A 20,330-nucleotide genomic window follows, 5' to 3' on the forward strand; every position below is an offset into this window, starting at 1 on the left:
TGAGGAAGGGCCCTTTGTTATCGCGAGGCGATAACAAAGGGCCCTTCCTCACACCGCTACAGCGGGATGTTGCCGTGTGCGCCGCGGGCGGCCGGGGCGCCGGCCAACGCCTCGGCGATCCGCCGACGGGTCTCCGCTGGCTTGATCACGTCGTCCACCACGCCGATCTCCAGCGCCCGGTTGACCCCGCCCGCCGTGCGGGTCTGCTCCTCGATCAGCTGCGCGCGCAGCGTCTCCCGCTCCTCCGCCGGAGCCGCGGCGAGCTTCTTGCGGTACAGGATGTTGACCGCCGCGCTGGCGCCCATCACCGCGACCTCCGCGTCCGGCCAGGCGAAGACCGCGGTGGCACCCAGCGAGCGGGAGTTCATCGCGATGTACGCGCCGCCGTACGCCTTGCGGGTCACCAGGGTCACCCGCGGCACCACCGCCTCGGCGAACGCGTGCAGCAGCTTCGCCCCGCGCCGGACCACGCCGTCCCATTCCTGGCCCAGGCCGGGCAGGTAACCGGGCACGTCGACGAGCACGATCAGTGGTACGCCCAGCGAATCGCACATCCGGACGAACCGGGCAGCCTTCTCCGCGCTGGACGCGTCCAGGCAGCCGCCCAGGCGCAGCGGGTTGTTGGCGATCACCCCGACCGTCCGGCCGGCGAACCGGCCCAGCGTGGTCACCACGTTCGGCGCCCACCTGGCGTGCAGCTCCACGCCGGGGGCGTCGAGCAGGGCCTTGACCACCGGCTTGACGTCGTACGCCCGGTTGGTCTCGGCCGGCATCTTCGCCGACAGGTCGTGCCCGTCCGCGTCGACGGCCGGAACGTCGTCGGGGGAGAGCCGGCCCTGACGGCCGAGCAGCGCGGCGAGCTTGCGCGACTCGACCATCGCCGCCGCGTCGTCGGCGCAGGTCACGTGCACCACGCCGGAGCGCCGGCCGTGCGGCTCGGGGCCGCCCAGGCGCTCCATGTCGACCTGTTCACCGGTGACGCTGCGGACCACCTCGGGCCCGGTCACGAAGATCCGCCCGGCGCCGCTCATCACCACGATGTCGGTCAGCGCCGGCCCGTACGCCGCGCCGCCGGCCGCCGGCCCGAGCACCACGGAGATCTGCGGTACCCGGCCCGACGCGCGGACCATGGCCGCGAAGACCTGCCCGACCGCGTCGAGCGCGACCACGCCCTCGGCCAGCCGGGCGCCGCCGGAGTGCCAGAGGCCCAGCACCGGCACCCGCTCCCGCACGGCGGTGTCGATCGCGTTGACTACGTGCCGGCACCCGTCGGTGCCCATCGCGCCGCCCATCCTGGTGGCGTCGGTGGCGTAGGCGATGGCCGGCCCGCCCTCGATCTCGCCGCGCGCCCACAGCACCCCGGAGCTGTCCCGGGGGGCCAGCAGGCGCAGCGAGCCGGCGTCGAACAGCGCCCGGAGGCGGACCTCAGGATCCCGGTAGTCCACGGTGCGGGTGTCCGCACCGAGGGCGGTGGTGGTCACGTGCGCGCCTCCAAGCTGTGGTCTCAGGGCCGGGTGAAGACCAGAGCCACGTTGTGGCCCCCGAAGCCGAACGCGTTGTTCAGCGCGGCCGGGATCTCCATGTGGCGCGCCTTGTGTGCGGCCACCTCCAGGGTGAGACCGTCATCCGGGTCGTCGAGGTTGACCGTCGGAGGTACGACACCGTCGCGGATGGCCAGGATCGTGGCGATCGACTCCAGCGCGCCGGCCGCACCGAGCAGGTGACCGGTCATCGACTTGGTCGCGGCCAGCACCGGGTGGTCGCCGAGAGACTTGTGCAGCGCGCCGATCTCCAGCATGTCGCCGACCGGGGTCGACGTGGCGTGCGCGTTGACGTGCACGATGTCCCGCTTGGCCACGTCCGCGTCCGCGATCGCCTTGGCGATGGCCCGGATCGCGCCCTCGCCCTCGGCGTGGGGCTGCACGATGTCGTACGCGTCGGAGGTGATCCCGGCGCCGGCGAGGCGCGCGTACACCCGGGCGCCCCGGGCGGCGGCGTGCTCGGCCCGCTCCAGCACCACGATGCCGGCGCCCTCGCCGAGGACGAAGCCGTCACGGCCCCGGTCCCACGGGCGGGAGGCCCGCTCCGGCTCGTCGTTGCGGGTCGACATGGCCCGCATCGAGCTGAACCCGGCGATCGGCAGCGCGTGGATGACCGCCTCGGTGCCGCCGGCCACCACCACGTCGGCCCGGCCGGCGCGGATGATGTCCAGGCCCAGCGCGATCGCCTCGGCGCCGGTGGCGCAGGCGCTGGCCACCGAGTGCACGCCGGCCTTGGCTCCCAGCTCCAGCCCGACCCACGCGGCCGGACCGTTCGGCATCAGCATCGGGATGGTGTGCGGGGAGACCCGCCGCGGCCCGGACGCCTCCAGGATGTCGTCCTGGGCGAGCAGGGTGATGGCACCGCCGATGCCGGAGCCGACGCTGACCGCCAGCCGTTCACCGTCGAGGCCGGAGTCGGCCAGGCCGGCGTCCGCCCAGGCCTGCTGCGCCGCGATGATCGCGATCGCCTCGGAGCGGTCCAGCCGGCGCAGCCGGACCCGGTCCAGCACCTCGGACGGCTCCACGGCCAGCTGGGCGGCGATCCGGACCGGCAGTTGCGCGGCCCACTCCTGGGTGAGGGCACTCACCCCGGAGCGGCCGGCGAGCATGGCGTCCCAGGTCGACGCGACGTCCCCGCCAAGCGGGGTCGTCGCGCCGAGCCCGGTGACGACGACGTCAGGACGACTCATGATCAGGACTGCGCCGCGATGTAGGTAACGGCGTCGCCGACGGTCTTGAGGTTCTGCACCTCGTTGTCCGGGATCTTGACGCCGAACTTCTCCTCGGCCGCCACCACGACCTCCACCATGGAGAGCGAGTCGACATCGAGGTCGTCGGTGAAGGACTTCCCCTCGGCCACGTCGTCCGGGTTCACCCCGGCAACCTCTTCGAGGATCTCGGCGAGTCCGGTGGTGATCTCGTCACGGGTCATTGCGGTTGGTTCCTTTCATCGGGGGGTTCTCCGGCGGCCGGCGTTGCCAGCCGCCACTCCTGGGCGCCTGTGCGCCCGAGGGGTCCTCAGGGGCAGCGGACGACCTGACCGGCGTAGGTCAGGCCACCGCCGAAGCCGAACAGCAGCACCGGGGCGCCCGAGGGCACCTCCCGCCGCTCGACCAGCTTGGACAGGGCCAGCGGCACGCTCGCCGCGGAGGTGTTGCCGGACTCGACGATGTCCTTCGCGATGATCGCGTTGGGGATGTTGAGCCGCTTGGCGATGCCGTCGATGATCCGGGCGTTGGCCTGGTGCGGCACGAACGCGGCCAGCTCCGACGGGTCGACCCCGGCCCGCTCGCAGGCCTGCAGGGCCAGCGGCGCCAGCGCGGTGGTGGCCCAGCGGAAGACCGACTGCCCCTCCTGCTGGATGTACGGGCGCCAGCCCTCGATGCGGACCGCGTCGCTCTTCTCCGGCGCCGAACCCCAGACCACCGGACCGATCCCGGCCGGCTCGTCGTCGGCGGTCGCGGTGACCACCGCGGCACCGGCGCCGTCGCCGAAGATGATGCAGGTGGAGCGGTCGGTCCAGTCGGTGAAGTCGGAGAGCTTCTCCGCGCCGATGACGATCGCGTTGCGCGACGCCCCGGCCCGGATGGCGTGGTCGACGGTGCCCAGCGCGTACGCGAAGCCCGAGCAGGCGGTGTTGACGTCGTACGCGCCCGGCGCGGCGATGCCCAGCTTGGCGGCGACCCGGCAGGCCACGTTGGGGCTGCGGTCGACCGAGGTGCAGGTGGCGACCACGACCAGGTCGATGTCGGCGGCGGTCAGGCCGGAGTTGGCCAGCGCCTTGCCGGCCGCGGCGGCGGCCATGTCGGCCACCGTCTCACTGTCGGCGATCCGCCGGGTGACGATGCCGACCCGGTCCCGGATCCACTCGTCGTTGGTGTCCACGAGCTGGGCGATGTCGTCGTTGGTCACCACCCGGGAGGGCTGGTAGTGCCCCATCGAGACGATGCGACTGCCAGTCATGAACGACCTCCGATGCGGGCGAGCGGTTGGCCCGGCGCGACCGGGTCGTCGTGGTGGGCGAGCCATTCGGTGAGGACGCCGCCCTGGTGGGCGGTCACCTCGACCGGCCCCTGCCGGGTGCCGATGTGCCCGACGACCTGGCCGGCGCGGATCGTCTCGCCCTCGGTCAGCTCGGCGGACGGGGCGAAGGTGCCGGCGGACGGCGCCACCACCACGCGGAACTGCATGGTCGGCTCGTGGCTGGGCGCCATGCCGTGCCGGGCGATCAGGTCCCGTGCGGCCGGCAGGTCGTCCGGGGTGTTCAGGGTGACGATCTCCGGTGCGCCGTCGCCCTTGAGCTCCCGCTTGACCAGCCCGGCCAGTGTGCCGGCCGGCGGTAGCTCGATCACGCCGGTCACACCGAGGTCGGCCAGGGTACGCATGCACAGGTCCCAGCGGACCGGCGCGGTGACCTGGCGGACCAGGCGCTGCAGCATGTCGCGGCCGTGGTCGACCGCGGCGCCGTCGAGGTTCGACAGCAGGATCCGGGCCGGGTCGGCCGGGGTGATGCCGGCGGCCACCGCAGCCAGCGCGGTCTCGGCCGGCGCCATGTACGGGGTGTGGAACGCGCCGGCAACCTGGAGCCGGATGATCCGGGTCTTCGCCGGCGGCTCGGCGGCGAGCTTGTCCAGCCCGTCGAGGGAGCCGGCGCCGACGATCTGCCCGGCGCCGTTGCGGTTGGCCGGGTGCAGCCCGTGTGCGGCGATCGCGGCGAGCACCTCGTCCGGGTCGCCTCCGAGCACGGCGGCCATCCCGGTCGGCTCCAGCGCGCACGCGGCGGCCATCTCCCGGCCCCGTACGCCGGCGAGGGTGATGGCGGCCTCGGCCGGCAGCACCCCGGCCAGCGCCGCGGCGCCGAGCTCGCCGACGCTGTGCCCGGCGGTGAGCGTCACGTCGTACAGCGGCAGGTGCTCGGCGGCGAGCAGCGCCGCGGCGACCAGCAGCGGCTGGGTGCGGGCGGTGTCCTTGATCTCGTCGGCGTCGGCGGCGGTGCCCAGGTGCACCAGGTCGACCCCGGCCAGAGCCGACCACCAGCGCAGTCGCGCCTCGGTGCCGGTCAGGTCGAGCCAAGGGGTCAGGAAGCCGGGTTTCTGGGAACCCTGGCCGGGACTAAGTACGGCGAGCACGACTATGACTCTCCCGGATACGCGTGGGTAACGCTGTGCCGCCCTCGACCAAACCACACTAGAAGCTTTGGAGGGTTTCTACAAAGATCGGCGGTGATCGTCGCCGGTTTGGGTGGCTTTCCGGACTGCCGGGGTCATTGTCTGGGTCGGGACCGGCGCGGTCATCGGGGTCACCGGATCCAGCCGGCCGACGGTCAGCGCCACCTGCAGGGCGAACGCGTCCCGGGGCGACAGCGGCGAGAAGCCGGTCACCTCGGCGATGCGGCGCAACCGGTAGCGCACCGTGTTCGGGTGCACGAACAGCGCCCGCGCGGCGCTCTCCAGCGTGCCACCGGCGGCCAGGAACGCGTCCAGCGTCTCCAACAGCTCGCCACCGGCGCGCACCAGGGTCGCGTACACGTCGTGCCGCAGCCGGCGGCGGGCCTCCGCGTCGCCGGCCAGGGCCCGCTCCGGCAGCAGCTCGGCGGCCGGCACCGGCCGGGGCGCCGTCGGCCAGGCCGGCGCCGCCCGGAAGCCGGCCAGCGCGGCCCGCGCCGACTCCGTCGCCTCGTCCAGACTGGGTACGGCCGGACCCACCACCACCGGCCCGTCCCCGAACGCGGTCAGCAGCTTGCCGGTGGCTCCCAGCGGGTCCGCCGCGCCGCCCAGCACGATCACCAGCCGGTCGCCGTGCACCCCGCCGATCACCTCCACGCCGATCCGCCGGGCCTGCCGGTAGACCACGTGCAGCACCGCGGAGACCTCTCCGCCGGGGGAGCGGCCGACCGCCACCGCGACCGGCGGCGCGTCCGTCCAGCCGAGCGCCGCCGCCCGGCTGGCCAGCACGTCCGGCGAGTCACCACGCAGCAGCGCGTCGACCAGCAGGGCCTGCAACCGGGCGTCCCACGCGCCGCGTGACTCGGCGGCCCGCGCGTACACCCGGGCGGCGGCGAACGCGATCTCCCGGGAGAAGCGCAGCACCGCCTCGCGCAGCTGCTGCTCCTCGCCCTCGGCGGCCAGGTGCGACACCTGCTCCTCGACAACGTCGATGGTCACCTTGATCAGCGCCACCGTCTGCTGGAGGGTGATCGACCGGGCCAGCGCCTCGGGAGCGGCGGCGAAGACCTCGTCGGAGACCTCCTGGGTGCTGTCCGCCGTGCCGCCGCCGTCGCGCAGCCACTGCACCAGCGACCGGGCGCCCGCCTGGGCCACCAGCATCACCCAGGAGCGCTGGTCGGCCGGCAGGGCGCGGAACCAGGGCAGGGTCTCGTCCATCCGGGCCACGCTGGCGGTGGCCAGCGCCCCCGCCGCGCGCTCGATCTGACGCAGCGTGGCCGTCAGCTCCCCACCGCCCGGCGTACTCACCGCCCTAGCCTGACACGCGCTGACCTGGATCTTCATGCCGGGCCGCCATGGCCCGGGATCACGGCGGCGGAGCGGGGGCGGGCAGGCCCAGCTCCTGGGCCAGGATCGCGGCTGCGCAGGTCCAGCTTCGCCAGGATCCGGCTCACGTGCGTCTTGGTGGTGCTCTCCGCCATCGCCAGCCGGTCGGCGATCTGCTGGTTGGACAGGCCCAGGCCGAGGCAGGCCAGCACGTCCCGCTCGCGCGGGGTGAGCCCGTCCAGGGCGGCCCGGGTGGCCGCCGACGACCCTGGCGCGGTGGCCGCGAAGGCCGCGATCAACCGGCGGGTCACCGCGGGGGCGATGAACCCGTCGCCGCGTGCCACCGTCCGTACCGCCGCGACCAGCCCCGCCGCGTCGGTGTCCTTGAGCAGGAAACCGGCCGCCCCGGCACGCAGCGCCCCGAAGACGTACTCGTCGAGGTCGAAGGTGGTGAGCACCAGCACGTCGGCGAGCCCTTCGGCGACGATCGCCCGGGTCGCGGAGATGCCGTCCCGGCGCGGCATCCGGATGTCGAGCACGGCGACGTCCGGTCGCAACTCCCGGCACAGCCGTACCGCCTCGTCGCCGTCGCCCGCCTCGCCGACCACCTCGACGCCCGGAGCGCCGGCCAGGATCAACGTCAGCCCGGCTCGTACCGCCGGCTGGTCGTCCGCCACGACCACCCGGACCGCCGTACCCGCGTCCCCCGGTGCCCGGGCTGTGCCAGCATCGCCCGGTGCCCGGGCCGGCCCGGTCACCCGTCCTCCCGGGTGGGCAGCGCGGCCCGGACGAGCCACCGGCCGTCGTGCGGCCCGGCGTCGAACCGGCCCGCCAGCAGCGTGGCGCGTTCCCGCATCCCGATCAGCCCGGCCCCGGCGCCGGTCAGCCCGGCGCCGCCCCGGCGCACCGGATTCTCCACCGTCAGCACCACCTCCGTCGGCCGGTACGCGATCGTCAGCTCCGCCTCGCCCGCGCCGTGCTTCAGCGCATTGGTCAGTGACTCCTGCACGATCCGGTACGCCGCGAGGTCCACGCCCACCGGCAGCGGGCCGGGCGTGCCGTCGGTGTGGACCCGTACCGCGAGGCCGGCGGCCCGGATCCGCTCGACCAGCCGGTCCGCCTCGGCGAGCCGCGCGGTGGCCGCCTCCGGCAGCGCGCCGCTGCCATCCGTCGGCGCCCGCGTGCCACCGGCACCCGGCTCGCGCAGCAGTTCGATCATCTGCCGCATCTCCGCCAGGCCCTGCACGCTGCTCTCCCGGATCACCCGCAACGCCGACTCGACCTGGCCGCGGTCCAGCCCGGGCACCGACAGCACGGCGGTGGCGTGGATGGCCACCGCGCTGAGATGGTTGGCGACCACGTCGTGCAACTCCCGGGCCATCCGGGCCCGTTCGGCGCTGACCGCCTGCCAGCGGTCCAGCTCGACCAGCCGGGCGGTCTGCTCGGCCCGAGCCCGCTCGGCCGCGGCCTGGTCGCGGTACTGCCGCACGCTGATCCCGGTCAGCACCGGCAGCAGGCCGACGAGCACCACCAGCACACCGACGGCGACCCCGCGCCACTGGTCCGAGAGGAGCACGCCGACCACCGCGCCGACCAGGCTCAGCCCGACGGTCAACCTCAGCAGCCACCGCCACAGCCGCGCCGGGCCGTACACGCAGGCGTCGTAGAGCACCTGGGTGTAGACCAGGATCGTCCCCAGCGAGCCGCCGAGCGCGATGTCCACGACCAGCGCCCCCGTGCCGACGCCCAGGCTGGAGCGCGGCGCGACCCGGCGCAGGCCGACGGCCACGCACACCGTCAGCAGCGGCGGCAGGAACAACGCGGGCGGCACGTCCGGGTGCGGACGGATCTGCGGTTGCCAACCGAGGGTCCACAGCACCAGGCCGCCGGCCAGCGACGCACCGGCCAGCGCGAGATCCCGGCCGAGCGTGCCGGAGCCGAGCCACGGTGGCGGACGCATGGTCCCGATCCCATCACAGCCGTCGAGCCCCGGACTCCGACCCGGGGAGGACTCTGCCGCAACCGGCATGCGCCGAAAGGGGTACGCCCAACGGACGCCGACCCGGAGAGAATGATCATCATGACGCACGCAGAGACCATGACCGCGCTGGCCCGCGAGATCGACACCACCTGCCGGCTGACCGGCGAGTTCGTGCTCCGCTCCGGCCGGATCGCCGACGAGTACTTCGACAAGTACCGGTTCGAGGCGAATCCCCGCCTGCTGGACCGGGTGGCCGCTCACCTGGCGCCCCTGGTGCCGGCGGACATCGAGGTGCTGGCCGGGCTGGAGATGGGCGGGATTCCGGTGGTTACCGCGCTCGGCCGGTACACCGGGCTGCCCTGCGCCTTCGTCCGCAAGGCCGCCAAGCCGTACGGCACCGCCCGGCTGGCCGAGGGGACGGAGCTGGCCGGGCGGCGGGTGCTGGTGGTCGAGGACGTGGTCACCTCCGGGGGGCAGGTGGTCACCTCCACCGGGCAGCTGCGCGAGCTGGGCGCCCGGGTGGATCACGCGCTCTGCGTCATCGACCGCGCGGAGGGTGGCGCGGCCCTGCTGGCCGAGCACGGGGTCGCGCTGCGGGCGCTGTTCACCCACGCCGACCTGGAGGCCCACCGCAGCCGCTGACCGGTTCCGGCCGGGCCGCCGCTACCGACCGTCGGCGACGATCTTGCCGGTCGCCTTCCCGGTCTGGGAGACCCTGTTCCCTCGCCGCCCGAAGCGCTGACCCCGGGGTACGCCGTGCAGACCCGTCGGTCCCTGCCAGTACGGTGGCAGGGCACGTCGGGGGGAGCACCCGCGGGTGAGTGCGAGCGTGAGGAGACCGGGATGGCGCACGGGGAGGCCGAGAACGGCTGCGCCCAGGGCGAGCCCTGCCGGCCGGGGCACCACGACCCGCAGGCGGTCGCCAAGCACCGCCGGACGGTCGGCGGCGTGCCGTCGCACCCGGCGGAGCCGACCACCGGCCGGCCCGCGGACCGGGCCGACGACGACGCCGTGGTGCCCCGCCAGCGGGCCGCCGAGCCGGTGCTGCCCGGGGAGCCCGAGCCCGACCACGCCGGCGGGTGCCGCAGCGAGATGCCCGGGTGGGCCGGCGCCCACCGGCACGGCCCGGTCCGGCCGCGCCAGCGGGCCACCCGCCGGGAGCGCCCACCGCGCCGCTGGTGCTGACCACACGACCGCCCGCGTGACATTGCAGCGGGCGGCCGTGAAGGTGGGTCGTCGGTGACGGGTCAGCGGGTGCGGCGGCGGATCAGCAGCGCGATCCCGGCGAGGCCGACCGTAATGGTCAGCATCACCGCGACGTTGAGCAGCAGCAGTCGCTGCAACTCGCCGAGCGCCTCGTCGAGGTCCCTGGCCGGGTCGAGAGTGTCCTCCGGGAGCACCCGCTCGCCACCGCCCACGCCGCCGCTGACCGTGTCGAACTGCCGCTCCAGCGGCACCCCCGCGGTGCGCAACGTCTCGGACATGCTGAGCCGGCCGAGGAACCAACCCGCGGCGGCCTTGCGGGAATCCGGCTGCTTCGCCGGCCGGTAGATCCGTGGACCGCCGGCCGCCTTGGGATACAGGTCGTACGTCTGCTTCGGGGTCTCCCCGGCGAGCACCACGACCGTGTACTTCGGACCGAGGCCGGTCGCCTTCGGCCCCTTCGCCTGGCCGGTGCGGCCGAGGAAGTTGACCTGGTCGATGACCGCTGCCACGTGCGCGGGCTGACCGTCCACACGCAACCGCAGCGGCTCGGACAGCCCCGGGCCGGTGATGTCCACCCCGGCGGGCGCCGGCTTCGGTGCCGCCTTGGCCGGGCCGGCGGTGCCGAGCGACAGCAGCGCCGCCGCCAGCGTGCCGGCCAGCACAGCGGCCCACCGCCTCATCTGTCGGACCATCCCGCCTCCTCGCCCCGTTCGATGGATGGCTTCGCCGTGACGTCCGGATCGATTGCTCGGTAGCGGAACCGACCGGGCGGTCGGTGCCACTCCTCACAGAGTCGCAGAACGTCGATGATTTGCAGCTTGTGGAGCGGTAATTGGAACTATCTGCGATCTCTGCTCGACTAATGAGGAGCCGTTGATCAGCGGGCGGATCGTACCCTTACGGAGGGGTTCATGGGGGGCAGGGTTACACGAGTGGCGCGGGTCGTGCCAGTGGTGCTCGGCGTGGCGTGCGGTGTGTCGTTGCTGGTCCCGGCGACGCCGGCCGCGGCGCACAATTCGCTGACCGGCAGCGATCCGCGCGACGGCGCCCGGGTGGCCACCGCGCCCACCCGGATCGAGCTCCGTTTCCTGGCCAAGCCGGACCCGGCTACGACGAAGATCACAGTAACCGGACCGGACAATGTGGTCGCCGGCGGGCTGCCGGCCTTCGCCAGCAGCCGCGTACGCGTGCCGTTCAAGCCCGGCGCCGCGGGGCTCTACATCGTCGGTTACCAGGTCGCCTCCGGCGACGGGCACCCGGTGAAGGGCGAGGTGCGCTTCACCCTCACCACCGGCACGGCCGCCGACCCGTCCGCGAGCCCGTCCCCCCTGCCATCGATCAGCGGTGGCACTGCCGCGACGCCGGGTGCTGCGGGCGGCTCGCCGTCGGCCGGGCCGGCCTCGGCGTCACCCGTCGCGGTGGGCGGCAGCCCGACGGCGGTCGTGCCGCTGGCGCAGGAGCGCGCCGACTCCGGTCACCGCTGGTGGCTCTGGGCACTCGGCGCGTTGGTGCTGCTCGCCGCCCTGGCGGGCGGGTTCCTGCTCCGCCGCCGGGCCACCCGCGGCTGAGCCCGATCCACAGGCTCGATCAGGTGACGCCGCCAGTTCGGTGCGGATGGCGACGTCGACGCAAGCCGCCCCACGGTGTCGTCGAGCGGGGCGGCTTGGCGCGGCGGAGGCGGTCAGACCAGGCGGAGCCGGGCGGCGCGCATCCGGGTCAGGGTGCGCTCGCGGCCGAGCACCTCCAGCGACTCGAACAGCGGCAGGCCGACGGTGCGACCGGTGACGGCGACCCGGACCGGCGCCTGCGTCTTGCCGAGCTTGAGGCCCCGCTCGGCGCCGACCGCCTCCAGCGTCGACTTCAGCGACTCGGCGTCCCAGCTGTCCAGCGCCTCGAACGCGGCGATGGCGGCGTCCAGCAGGTCGGCGGAGCCGTCCTTCATGGTCTTGGTCCAGGCCGCCTCGTCGATCAGCGGCGAGGCCAGGAAGAGGAAGTCGACGTTCGGCACGATCTCGCTGAGCACCGCGATCCGGGTCTGAGCCAGCGGCGCCACGGCGGCGAATGCGTCGGCGTCGAACTCCTCGGGCTGCCACGGCGGCGGCGCGATGGTCCCGGTGCCGGTCAGCCACGGCTGGCAGGCGTCGATGAACTCGGCCACCGGCAGCGCCCGGATGTACTCACCGTTGAACGCGCGCAGCTTCTTCTCGTCGAAGAACGCCGAGGAGAGGTTGACGTCCTCCAGCCGGAACTCGTCCTCGATCACGGACCAGGGGACGATCTCCCGGTCCCCGGAGGGCGCCCAGCCGAGCAGCATCAGGTAGTTGCGCATCGCGCCGGCGAGGTAGCCCTCGTCGCGGTACGCCTCCAGGGCGACCTTGTCCCGGCGCTTGGAGAGCTTCTGCCGCTTCTCGTTGACCACCACCGGCACGTGCGCCCAGATCGGCGGCTTGACCCCGAGGGCGTCCCAGAGCAGCTGCTGCTTGGGGGTGTTGGGCAGGTGCTCCTCGGCGCGGATCACGTGGGTGATACCCATGGTCAGGTCGTCGACGACGTTGGCCAGCAGGAAGACCGGCGAGCCGTCGCCCCGGGCGATGATGAAGTCCTCGATCAACCGGTTCTCGAAGGTGGGCTCGCCGCGGATCAGGTCGACCACCACGGTCGCGCCCTCGTCGGGCGTACGGAAGCGCAGCGCCCGGCCCTCGCCCGGGCCGAGGCCGAGGTCGCGGTGGTAGCCGTCGTAGCCCTGGTACTGCGAGCCGGTGCGGGCCTGCACGTCCTCGCGGGTGCAGTCGCAGTAGTACGCGCGGCCCGACTCGTAGAGCCGGGCGGCGGCGGCCCGGTGCTCGCCGGCGTTCTGTGACTGGAAGTACGGGCCCTCGTAGCTGCCCCTGGAGATGCCGATCCAGTCCAGCGCGGAGAGGATGCCCTCGGTCCACTCGGGCTTGTTGCGCGCCGCGTCGGTGTCCTCGATGCGCAGCACGAACACCCCGCCCTGCTGCTTGGCGTAGATCCAGTTCTGCAGCGCCGAGCGGGCGCCGCCGACATGGAACATACCGGTCGGGGAGGGGGCGAAGCGCACACGTACCGTCACGCCCCCAGCCTACGGCGACCGCCGACTGAGTAAGGAAGGGCCCCTTCTTATCGCCTGGTGTTGTACAAGGGTCCCTTCCTAACGCTTAGGGGACTGAGCGGATCTTGACGACCAGGGCGCTGCCGACCAGGGTGACCGCGGCGGTGACCGCGTAGAGCGTCGGGTAACCGCCCAGATAGACCACTAGCGGGGCGGAGAGCGCCGGGCCGAGCACCTGTGGCGCCGAGTTGGCAATGTTGATCACGCCGAGATCCTTGGCCCGGTCGGTGGCCCGGGGCAGCACCTGGGTGATCAGCGCGGCGTCCACCGAGAGGTAGACGCCGTAGCCGGCGCCGAGCAGCAGCGCGGCCACGATCGCCATCGGCCAGACCGGCGCGACCGCGAGCAGCAGCGCCGCCACCGCCATGATCAGCCCCGACGTGATCACGTAGATCTTGCGTCGCCCGGATCGGTCCGACAGCCGACCGGCGACCACGGCGGTCAGCATCATGCCGAGCGTGTAGAGCAGGATCAGGACGAGCAGGCCGCCCTCGGGGTCGGGGTGGCGTACCCCGTCGGTGAGGAAGTACAGCAGGTAGAGGGTGCCCAGAGCGTTCCCGAGCTGGACCAGGAACCGGGTGATCCAGGCCCAGGCGAAGTCCGGGTGCCGGCGCGGGTCGATCCACATCGAGGCCAGCAGCGCGCGCGTCCGCAGCACCGGCCGATGCGCGCGGGGCAGCGGGTCGTCGGGGGTGAACAGCGCGAACGGCAGGGACAGCAGCAGGATCGCCACCGCGATGGCCAGGTAACCGGCGCCGTTGCCGGTGACCAGGGCGGTGACCAGCACCGCGCCGAGCACCAGCCCGAGCGCCTGCGGGATGCCCACCCAGCCGGAGACACCGCCGCGCTGCACGACCGGCACCCGGTCCGGGATGGCCGCGGTGAGGCTGGCCAGCATCGCGTTGAAGCAGACCTGGGCGGCGACCCAGCCGAGGGCGACGCCGAGGATGGTCCGCTGCTGGGCCAGCAGCACCAGCGCCGCCGCGCCGAGCAGCGCCCCGCCGGCGGTCCAGACGTGCCGGCGGCCGAACTCCCGGCCGAAGATCCGCAGGCAGGTCCGGTCGGACAGCGCGCCCGCGAGGGGGTTGGCCAGCACCGCGGCCAGCGCGCCCAGGCCGGTGACCACGGCCAGCATGTTCTCCTTGTCGCCCGGCGCGATCTGCTCGATCTGCTGCGGCAGCAGCACCTGGATCGGGGTGAAGAACGCCATCCAGACCCCGAGGTTGGCCGCGAAGATCAGCCCGATCCAGCCGCGTCGTACCGGCGCGGTCGGCTCGGCGAGCGCGGCCGGCAGCGACGCCGGGGTCGGGTCGAGGGTGGTCACCGCGCCGACCCCGGCCGGCTGGCCGCGATCACGTCCCGCAGCCAGGTGTACGAGGACTTCGGCGTACGGGTCTGGGTGGCGTAGTCGACGTGCACCAGACCGAAGCGCTTGGTGAACCCCTCGGCCCACTCCCAGTTGTCCAGCAGGGACCACACGAAGTACCCGCGTACGTCCACCCCGTCGTCGATGGCGGCCCGCACCGCGCGCAGGTGCCCGTCGAGGTACGCGATCCGGTCCGGGTCCGCCACCCGCCCGTCCGGGTCGGGCGCGTCGTCGTACGCGCAGCCGCTCTCGGTGATCTCGATCGGGGGCAGGGCCTCGCCGTACGTGAGGCGCAGCCAGCGGAGCAGTTCGTGCAGCCCGTCGGGGGCCACCGGCCAGTCGAAGGCGGTGCGCGGGTAGCCGTCGAGCGGGACCAGTTCGAACGGCAGCGGCGACCCCTCCTCGGCGGCCCGCACGCCGGTCGGGTTGTAGTAGTTGACCCCGAGCACGTCGATCGGCGCGGCGATCGTGTCCAGGTCGCCGGCGCGGACCACGTCGGCGTCGAAGCCGGGCAGTTCCGGGTAGCCCCGGCCGAGCAGCGGGTCGGTGAAGAGGCGGTTGTGCAGGGCCTGGTACGCGGCCCCGGCGGCCCGGTCGGCGTCGCTGTCGCCGAGCACCCGCACCGGCGAGTAGTTGTTGGCGATCGCCACCGGGCTGGCGGTGCGGGCCCGCAGCGCGGCGACCGCGAGCCCGTGCCCGAGCAGTTGATGGTGGGCGACCGGAAAGGCGTCGAAGAGCAGCATCCGGCCGGGGGCGTGCACACCCATGCCGTAGCCGAGGCTCATGTGGATGAACGGCTCGTTCAGCGTGATCCAGAGCCGGACCCGGTCACCGAGCCGGGCGGCGGTCAGGTCGGCGTACTCGGCGAAGCGGGCGGCGGTGTCGCGGTGCAGCCAGCCGCCGGCGTCCTCCAGCGGTTGGGGCAGGTCCCAGTGGTAGAGGGTGGCCACCGGGTCGATGCCGGCGGCCAGCAGCTCGTCCACCAGCCGGTCGTAGAAGCCCAGGCCGGCGGCGTTGGCCGGGCCTGCGCCGGCGGGCTGCACCCGGGGCCAGGCGATGGAGAACCGGTACGCCGAAACGCCGAGCCCGGCCAGCAGAGCCACGTCCTCGGTGTGCCGGTGGTAGTGGTCGCAGGCCACCTCGCCGCTGCTGCCGTCGCTGATCCGGCCGGGGGAGTGCGCGAAGGTGTCCCAGATGGACGGCCCGCGCCCGTCGGCCGTGGTGGCGCCCTCGATCTGGTGTGCCGAGGTGGAGACGCCCCAGCGGAAGCCGGCGGGGAACTCGGGCATCGGTGCGGTCGACATGCGCCCTCCCGGTCAACGTGAAACGTGTTCGGGACTCTAGGGCGCTCCGGATGAATGCGCCATAGGCCGGGATGACGCGATGCGCAATGGTTGATCGGCGTGTCTTTTTCCAAACCCGTCCAGGTACGTCCGAATTTGCGCATAGAGTGCCGATATCGTGGGATGTCCTCAGTGGGGGAAGACGGAAATGATCCTCGTGGAACGCAGTGCGCACGTGGCGGCGCCGGTGGAAGTGGTCTGGGACGTCGTACAGCGGGCTGAGCAGTTGCCGGCCTGGCTGGCGGGGGTTCGCGCGGCCGAGGTGCTCTCGGGGGAGGGCTTCGGACGGCGGCAGTTGGTCCAGGCGGGGCGCGGCTCGGCGCACGAGGCCGAGGTGATCGCCTACCAGGAGCCGACTCTGATCGGCTGGCGGGAACGCGCCAAGGGCGCGGGCGCCCGAGCGGAGGCGCGCACCGAAATCTACGTCCAGCTCACTCCGGACGAGGAGGAGGAGGGCGGGACCATCGTGCGGCTCATCGTGGTCCGCTGGCCGGCCGGCCCGGTCAAGGCGGCCATGCTGCGCCTGGGGCTGCGTCGGGTCGGCGCGGACCTGGAGGACTCGCTGGCCCGGCTGACCGACCTGGCCGCCGTCGGCTGATCCGCCGAGTCCCCGGCGTCACCCGCCCCGGCGGTGGCCCCGGGTCCCCGCCAAGGACCCCGGACCGCCGCCGCCCCCATCTCACCCGCCGTCCGCCCGGTCGGTCGGGAGTGCGGGCGAGGGTGCGGGTGCACCAAAAAGGGCCCGGCGCACGCGCGCCGGGCCCTTCCTGGATGGTGCTGGATCAGCTGTCGCCGCCGGTCTCGCCGACCGGGGCGGCGTTCACGTCGTCGATCGCGTACTTCTTGGCGGCCTCGGCCGGCACGGTGGCCGCGACCGCGCCGCTGCGGGCGAGCTGCCGCAGCGTGGCGACCACGATCGACTCGGCGTCGACGTGGAAGTGCCGGCGCAGCGCGTGCCGGGTGTCCGACATGCCGTAGCCGTCGGTGCCGAGCGACGTGTAGTCGCCGGGCACCCAGCGGGCGATCAGGTCCGGCACCGCGCGCATCCAGTCGCTGACCGCGACCTTCGGCCCGTCCGCGTCGGCCAGCTTCTGCTGGACGTACGGCACCTTCGCCTCGGCGCCCGGGTTGAGCAGGTTGAACTCCTCGCACTCCACCGCGTCGCGGCGCAGCTCGGTCCAGGAGGTCACCGACCAGACGTCGGCGGCCACCCCCCAGTCCTGGGCGAGCAGTTGCTGGGCCTTGAGCGCCCACTGCATGCCGGTGCCGGAGGCGAGCACGTTGGCCTTCGGGCCGTCGACCTGCGGTGCCGGCGAGTAGCGGTAGATGCCCTTGAGCAGGCCCTCCACGTCCACCCCGGCCGGCTCGGCCGGCTGAAGGATCGGCTCGTTGTAGACCGTCAGGTAGTAGAGGACGTTCTCCTGCGCGTCCCCGTACATCCGGTGCAGGCCGTTCTCCAGGATGTGCGCGATCTCGAAGGAGAACGCCGGGTCGTACGCGACCACCGCCGGGTTGGTGGCGGCGATCAGCATCGAGTGGCCGTCCTCGTGCTGCAGGCCCTCACCGTTGAGCGTGGTCCGCCCCGCGGTCGCGCCGAGCAGGAAGCCCCGCGCCATCTGGTCCGCCGCCGCCCACAGCCCGTCGGCGGTCCGCTGGAACCCGAACATCGAGTAGAAGATGTACATCGGGATCATCGGCTCGTCGTGCGTGGCGTACGACGAGCCCGCGGCGGTGAACGAGGCGACCGAGCCGGCCTCGTTGATGCCCTCGTGCAGGATCTGCCCGGTCGTCGACTCCTTGTACGACAGGAACAGCTCCCGGTCGACCGAGGTGTAGCGCTGACCGTGCGGCGAGTAGATCTTCGCGGTCGGGAAGATCGAGTCGAGGCCGAAGGTGCGCGCCTCGTCCGGGATGATCGGCACCCAGCGCTTGCCGAACTCCTTGTCCTTCATGACGTCCTTGAGCAGGCGGACGAAGGCCATGGTGGTGGCCACCCTCTGCTTGCCCGAGCCGCGCTTGACGTCGGCGAACCGCTCCGGGCCGGGGATGGCCAGCCGCTTGGTGCTGGTCCGCCGGGACGGCAGGTAGCCGCCGAGCTGCTCGCGACGCTCCTTGAGGTACGCCAGCTCATCGGACTTCTCGCCCGGGTGGTAGTACGGCGGCAGGTAGGGGTTCTCCTCCAGCGCCGAGTCCGGGATGTCCAGGTAGAGGCGGTCGCGGAAGGTCTTCAGGTCCTCCAGCGTCAGCTTCTTCATCTGGTGGGTCGCGTTGCGGCCCTCGAAGTGCGAGCCGAGCGTCCAGCCCTTGATCGTCTTCGCCAGGATGACGGTGGGCTGCCCGGTGTGCTCGGTGGCCGCCTTGTAGGCCGCGTAGAGCTTGCGGTAGTCGTGCCCACCCCGCTTGAGGTTCCAGATCTCGTCGTCGCTCAGCGGCTCGACCATCTTGCGCGTGCGCGCGTCCCGGCCGAAGAAGTGCTCCCGCACGTACGCGCCGGACTCCGCCTTGTAGGTCTGGTAGTCGCCGTCGGTCGTGGTGTTCATGAGGTTGACCAGCGCGCCGTCGGTGTCCGCGGCGAGCAGCGGGTCCCACTCCCGACCCCAGACCACCTTGATCACATTCCAGCCGGCGCCCCGGAAGAACGCCTCCAGCTCCTGCATCACCTTGCCGTTGCCGCGGACCGGGCCGTCCAGCCGCTGAAGGTTGCAGTTGATCACGAAGGTGAGGTTGTCCAGCTCCTCGCGGGCGGCCACGCCGATGGCGCCCAGCGTCTCCGGCTCGTCCATCTCACCGTCGCCCAGGAACGCCCAGACGTGCTGCTGCGAGGTGTCCTTGATGCCGCGGTGCTGCAGGTACCGGTTGAACCGGGCCTGGTAGATCGCGTTCAGCCCGCCGAGACCCATCGAGACGGTCGGGAACTCCCAGAAGTCCGGCATCAGCCGCGGGTGCGGGTACGACGGCAGCCCGCCGCCCGGGTGCGACAGCTCCTGCCGGAACCCGTCGAGCTGGTGCTCGCTGAGCCGTCCCTCCAGGAACGCCCGCGCGTACATACCGGGGGAGGCGTGACCCTGGTAGTAGATGTGGTCGCCGCCACCCGGGTGGTTCTTGCCCCGGAAGAAGTGGTTGAAGCCCACCTCGTAGAGCGACGCCGAGCTCGCGAAGGTCGAGATGTGCCCACCGACGCCGATCTCCGGGCGCTGCGCCCGGTGCACCAGCATCGCCGCGTTCCAGCGGACGTAGGCCCGGATTCGCCGCTCGACGTGCTCGTCGCCCGGGAACCAGGGCTCGCGCTCCGGCGTGATGGTGTTGATGTAGTCGGTGGTGGTCAGGGGCGGAACCCCGACCTGGCGTTCGCGAGCCCGCTCCAGCAGGCGCAGCATGACGTAACGGGCGCGTTTGGCACCTCGCTCGTCAATGACACCATCAAGCGACTCGACCCATTCGCTGGTCTCTTCAGGGTCGATGTCCGGAAGCTGGCTCGGTAGGCCGTCGCTGATCACCGGGCGCTTGCGTTCCGTAGCCACAGGCGTTCCCTCGGTTGTGTGTGGGATAGGTCTCTAGCGCCATCCTGCCCCCTGGTGGCACCGGTCGTCACGTCTAGGTCCCCCCGACGCGACGAGAGACACAGGTACCCGCCGGTAACTTAGCGCTACGAGGCCTCCGCGCCGCCGTGCCCGGCGGGGGGAGACTCCGACGGGGGTGACGGTGGCGGCGGCTACTGAGCCGGCACTGCGGCAGAATGCGACGTATGCGCAGTGACGTGATCACCGTCCAGACCGGGTCCCGGCCGGCCGTCCGGGACATCACCGCTGAGGCCCAGGGGTTCGTCTCCAGCGAGGGCGACGGTCTGCTGCACGTCTTCGTGCCCCACGCCACCGCCGGCCTGGCGATCATCGAAACCGGCTCCGGCTCCGACGACGACCTGCTCAGGGTGCTGGACGACCTGCTCCCCACCGACGACCGCTGGCGGCACCGGCATGGCTCACCCGGGCACGGTCGGGACCATGTGCTGCCGGCGTTCGTCCCGCCGTACGCCACGCTGCCGGTGCTCGGCGGCCGGCTGGCGCTGGGCACCTGGCAGTCGCTCTGCCTGGTCGACACCAACGGCGACAATCCCGTCCGCCAGGTCCGCTTCTCCTTCCTCCCGGCCTGACCCGCCTCTCCCCACAAGATCCGCGCAACGTTCCGGACGTGCTGCCTCAACACGTTCCGAGGCAGCACTTTCCCTGATGTTGCGCGGATCTCGATCGCTGAGCTGAGCGGCCGGCGCCGTGCGTACGATGTGGCCGTGACGCAGGAGGTCGTTCCCGGAGCGGGTGGGCCGGTGGACCGCGCCGGCCTGGCCGCCGACGTGGTGCGCCGGATGGCACACGTGACGGCCTCCCAGCGGCACCGGCAGGGCGTTGCGTTCGCCGAGCTGGGGCTCACCCCGGCGACGGCCCGGGCGCTGCACGAGCTGAACCCGGACCGGCCGCTGCCGGCCCGCGACCTCGCCGAGCGGCTCGTCTGCGACCGGTCGAACGTGACCGCGCTGGTCGACAGGCTGGAGCAGGCCGGTCTGGTCGAGCGTCGCACCGACCCGGCCGACCGGCGGCAGAAGACGCTGGTGGTGACCGCGCGGGGCCGGGACGTGCGGGACCGGGTGGCCGCGGTGATGTCCGACTCCCGACTCCTGGCCGGGCTGACCGACCGGGAGCTCGACACCCTGCGCGACCTGGTGTGGAAGGTGTCCGACGGTGGCTGCCCGGAGCCCTGCGGCCCGGAGTGAGTCGACC

At 72.9% G+C, this 20,330-nt stretch carries 19 protein-coding genes; 6 read left to right on the forward strand and 13 right to left on the reverse strand.

The features are described from left to right. Window positions 1-56: 56 nt before the first annotated feature. The 8 genes from ACFYPS_RS09285 to ACFYPS_RS09320 form a co-directional block, all read right to left on the reverse strand. Entirely contained in the window at window positions 57-1,481 is a 1,425-nt protein-coding gene (locus ACFYPS_RS09285) for a carboxyl transferase domain-containing protein (protein ID WP_354965452.1), read from the reverse strand. A gap of 23 nt (window positions 1,482-1,504) precedes the next feature. Further along, the gene (gene fabF, locus ACFYPS_RS09290) at window positions 1,505-2,731 is read right to left on the reverse strand and encodes a beta-ketoacyl-ACP synthase II (protein ID WP_354965451.1); all 1,227 of its coding nucleotides are present in this window, start codon (window positions 2,729-2,731) and stop codon (window positions 1,505-1,507) included. A 2-nt stretch (window positions 2,732-2,733) separates the two neighbouring features. Next, entirely contained in the window at window positions 2,734-2,973 is a 240-nt protein-coding gene (locus ACFYPS_RS09295; RefSeq protein WP_074313380.1) for an acyl carrier protein, read from the reverse strand. A gap of 86 nt (window positions 2,974-3,059) precedes the next feature. Further along, window positions 3,060-4,004, reverse strand: coding sequence for a beta-ketoacyl-ACP synthase III (locus ACFYPS_RS09300; RefSeq protein WP_210917650.1), 945 nt, complete (start codon window positions 4,002-4,004; stop codon window positions 3,060-3,062). Then, window positions 4,001-5,170 carry an acyltransferase domain-containing protein gene (locus ACFYPS_RS09305; protein WP_354965450.1) on the reverse strand — a complete coding sequence of 390 codons (1,170 nt, stop codon included), beginning with the start codon at window positions 5,168-5,170 and terminating at the stop codon, window positions 4,001-4,003. Before ACFYPS_RS09305 ends, ACFYPS_RS09300 begins: the two co-directional genes overlap by 4 nt. Window positions 5,171-5,248: 78 nt before the next feature. Beyond that, a complete protein-coding gene (locus tag ACFYPS_RS09310; RefSeq protein WP_387323765.1) occupies window positions 5,249-6,514 on the reverse strand; it encodes a PucR family transcriptional regulator in 1,266 nt (421 codons plus the stop codon). A 32-nt stretch (window positions 6,515-6,546) separates the two neighbouring features. Continuing rightward, window positions 6,547-7,215 carry a response regulator gene (locus ACFYPS_RS09315; RefSeq protein ID WP_387323982.1) on the reverse strand — a complete coding sequence of 223 codons (669 nt, stop codon included), beginning with the start codon at window positions 7,213-7,215 and terminating at the stop codon, window positions 6,547-6,549. A 71-nt stretch (window positions 7,216-7,286) separates the two neighbouring features. Next, a complete protein-coding gene (locus ACFYPS_RS09320) occupies window positions 7,287-8,492 on the reverse strand; it encodes a histidine kinase (RefSeq protein WP_354965449.1) in 1,206 nt (401 codons plus the stop codon). A 120-nt stretch (window positions 8,493-8,612) separates the two neighbouring features. Here ACFYPS_RS09320 and pyrE point away from each other — a divergent pair, with 120 nt between their 5' ends. Together pyrE and ACFYPS_RS09330 are read left to right on the forward strand one after the other, a co-directional pair. After that, window positions 8,613-9,155, forward strand: a complete 543-nt coding sequence (gene pyrE / locus ACFYPS_RS09325; RefSeq protein ID WP_354965448.1) for an orotate phosphoribosyltransferase — start codon at window positions 8,613-8,615, stop codon at window positions 9,153-9,155. Between the two features lie 201 nt (window positions 9,156-9,356). Then, complete coding sequence (locus ACFYPS_RS09330) at window positions 9,357-9,698, forward strand: hypothetical protein (RefSeq protein WP_354965447.1); 342 nt, start codon at window positions 9,357-9,359, stop codon at window positions 9,696-9,698. Window positions 9,699-9,760: 62 nt separating this feature from the next. Here the strand turns inward: ACFYPS_RS09330 and ACFYPS_RS09335 are convergent, their stop codons facing one another. Continuing rightward, on the reverse strand, window positions 9,761-10,411 hold the full coding sequence (locus ACFYPS_RS09335) for a hypothetical protein (protein WP_354965446.1): 651 nt from the start codon (window positions 10,409-10,411) through the stop codon (window positions 9,761-9,763). A gap of 240 nt (window positions 10,412-10,651) precedes the next feature. Between ACFYPS_RS09335 and ACFYPS_RS09340 the strand changes: the two genes are divergently transcribed. Then, complete coding sequence (locus ACFYPS_RS09340) at window positions 10,652-11,287, forward strand: copper resistance protein CopC (protein WP_387323770.1); 636 nt, start codon at window positions 10,652-10,654, stop codon at window positions 11,285-11,287. 113 nt (window positions 11,288-11,400) lie between these two features. Here the strand turns inward: ACFYPS_RS09340 and gltX are convergent, their stop codons facing one another. The 3 genes from gltX to ACFYPS_RS09355 all read right to left on the reverse strand — a co-directional run bounded on the left by gltX (window position 11,401) and on the right by ACFYPS_RS09355 (window position 15,519). Then, complete coding sequence (gene gltX / locus ACFYPS_RS09345; RefSeq protein ID WP_354965444.1) at window positions 11,401-12,810, reverse strand: glutamate--tRNA ligase; 1,410 nt, start codon at window positions 12,808-12,810, stop codon at window positions 11,401-11,403. An 85-nt stretch (window positions 12,811-12,895) separates the two neighbouring features. Further along, window positions 12,896-14,173, reverse strand: coding sequence for an MFS transporter (locus ACFYPS_RS09350; RefSeq protein WP_354965443.1), 1,278 nt, complete (start codon window positions 14,171-14,173; stop codon window positions 12,896-12,898). Beyond that, window positions 14,170-15,519, reverse strand: a complete 1,350-nt coding sequence (locus ACFYPS_RS09355) for a GH1 family beta-glucosidase (protein WP_354965442.1) — start codon at window positions 15,517-15,519, stop codon at window positions 14,170-14,172. Before ACFYPS_RS09355 ends, ACFYPS_RS09350 begins: the two co-directional genes overlap by 4 nt. A gap of 187 nt (window positions 15,520-15,706) precedes the next feature. Between ACFYPS_RS09355 and ACFYPS_RS09360 the strand changes: the two genes are divergently transcribed. Further along, window positions 15,707-16,156: an SRPBCC family protein gene (locus ACFYPS_RS09360; protein ID WP_354965441.1), complete on the forward strand. Its 450-nt coding sequence runs from the start codon at window positions 15,707-15,709 to the stop codon at window positions 16,154-16,156. A 184-nt stretch (window positions 16,157-16,340) separates the two neighbouring features. Here ACFYPS_RS09360 and aceE read toward each other — a convergent pair whose 3' ends face one another. Then, on the reverse strand, window positions 16,341-19,079 hold the full coding sequence (gene aceE, locus ACFYPS_RS09365; protein ID WP_354965440.1) for a pyruvate dehydrogenase (acetyl-transferring), homodimeric type: 2,739 nt from the start codon (window positions 19,077-19,079) through the stop codon (window positions 16,341-16,343). Window positions 19,080-19,303: 224 nt separating this feature from the next. Between aceE and ACFYPS_RS09370 the strand changes: the two genes are divergently transcribed. Together ACFYPS_RS09370 and ACFYPS_RS09375 are read left to right on the forward strand one after the other, a co-directional pair. Further along, entirely contained in the window at window positions 19,304-19,708 is a 405-nt protein-coding gene (locus ACFYPS_RS09370) for a YjbQ family protein (RefSeq protein WP_354965439.1), read from the forward strand. A gap of 135 nt (window positions 19,709-19,843) precedes the next feature. Further along, entirely contained in the window at window positions 19,844-20,323 is a 480-nt protein-coding gene (locus tag ACFYPS_RS09375) for a MarR family winged helix-turn-helix transcriptional regulator (protein ID WP_387323775.1), read from the forward strand. Window positions 20,324-20,330 lie beyond the last annotated feature (7 nt).

This window comes from Micromonospora sp. NPDC005087 (genome assembly GCF_042872965.1).
In the GTDB taxonomy this organism is placed as follows: domain Bacteria; phylum Actinomycetota; class Actinomycetes; order Mycobacteriales; family Micromonosporaceae; genus Micromonospora.

Excerpts from the sequence above, each read along its gene's own strand:
- fabF (WP_354965451.1), bottom strand. The coding sequence starts at position 2,731 with ATGAGTCGTCCTGACGTCGTCGTCACCGGGCTCGGCGCGACGACCCCG.
- ACFYPS_RS09295 (WP_074313380.1), bottom strand. The coding sequence starts at position 2,973 with ATGACCCGTGACGAGATCACCACCGGACTCGCCGAGATCCTCGAAGAG.
- ACFYPS_RS09300 (WP_210917650.1), bottom strand. The coding sequence starts at position 4,004 with ATGACTGGCAGTCGCATCGTCTCGATGGGGCACTACCAGCCCTCCCGG.
- ACFYPS_RS09320 (WP_354965449.1), bottom strand. The coding sequence starts at position 8,492 with ATGCGTCCGCCACCGTGGCTCGGCTCCGGCACGCTCGGCCGGGATCTC.
- pyrE (WP_354965448.1), top strand. The coding sequence starts at position 8,613 with ATGACGCACGCAGAGACCATGACCGCGCTGGCCCGCGAGATCGACACC.
- ACFYPS_RS09330 (WP_354965447.1), top strand. The coding sequence starts at position 9,357 with ATGGCGCACGGGGAGGCCGAGAACGGCTGCGCCCAGGGCGAGCCCTGC.
- ACFYPS_RS09335 (WP_354965446.1), bottom strand. The coding sequence starts at position 10,411 with ATGGTCCGACAGATGAGGCGGTGGGCCGCTGTGCTGGCCGGCACGCTG.
- ACFYPS_RS09355 (WP_354965442.1), bottom strand. The coding sequence starts at position 15,519 with ATGTCGACCGCACCGATGCCCGAGTTCCCCGCCGGCTTCCGCTGGGGC.
- ACFYPS_RS09360 (WP_354965441.1), top strand. The coding sequence starts at position 15,707 with ATGATCCTCGTGGAACGCAGTGCGCACGTGGCGGCGCCGGTGGAAGTG.
- ACFYPS_RS09370 (WP_354965439.1), top strand. The coding sequence starts at position 19,304 with ATGCGCAGTGACGTGATCACCGTCCAGACCGGGTCCCGGCCGGCCGTC.